This window comes from Streptomyces colwelliae, from assembly GCF_048158785.1.
In the GTDB taxonomy this organism is placed as follows: domain Bacteria; phylum Actinomycetota; class Actinomycetes; order Streptomycetales; family Streptomycetaceae; genus Streptomyces.
The window spans coordinates 1-486 of record NZ_JBLTJC010000927.1 but is presented as its reverse complement, the minus strand read 5'-3'; the positions used below and the strand labels follow the sequence as shown (position 1 = coordinate 486).

Annotated in this window: 1 protein-coding gene and 1 pseudogene; both read right to left on the bottom strand. The window is 72.8% G+C overall.

What is annotated here, in order from left to right; all coding sequences use genetic code 11:
• A pseudogene (locus tag ACNFOC_RS55205) lies at nucleotides 1–347 on the bottom strand (two-component sensor histidine kinase); the annotation flags it as partial.
• A 6-nt stretch (nucleotides 348–353) separates the two neighbouring features.
• The coding region (locus ACNFOC_RS55200; protein ID WP_416966419.1) for a winged helix-turn-helix domain-containing protein at nucleotides 354–486 on the bottom strand (133 nt) is incomplete at its 5' end.

Here is a 486-nt window from a genome sequence, read left to right as displayed (position 1 = left end):
GCCGTGAACTCGCCCTCGCCGCCGTCGCCGAAGTCGCGGGCGGCGAGGGCGAGTTCACGGCTGCGGGCGACGACCCAGCGGCCGAGCAGCAGGGCGGTGAGCAGGGAGACGACGGCGGCCATCGCGACCACCGTCGTGACCACGGACAGATCGTGCCGGGAGAGGAACATCGCCTGCGCCACGGCCAGCGTCCCGGCGAGCATCGCGGTCACGGCGACCGCGGCGACGACGGACACGGACGCGGTGAGCGACCGCCGCCGCAGCAGCCACAGGGCGCCGGCACCGAGCACCCCGGCGGCAGCGGCTCCGAGAAAGGCGAAAAGCGCGATGAGCAGGGCGTCACGCATGACCGGTCACTCCCCCTCGGTGCCGGTGGGATCGAAGCGGTACCCGATCCCCCACACCGTCTGGATGAACTGCGGCCGCCCCGGATCGTCCTCGACCTTCCCGCGCAACCGCCGCACATGCACGGTGACGGTCGACAGA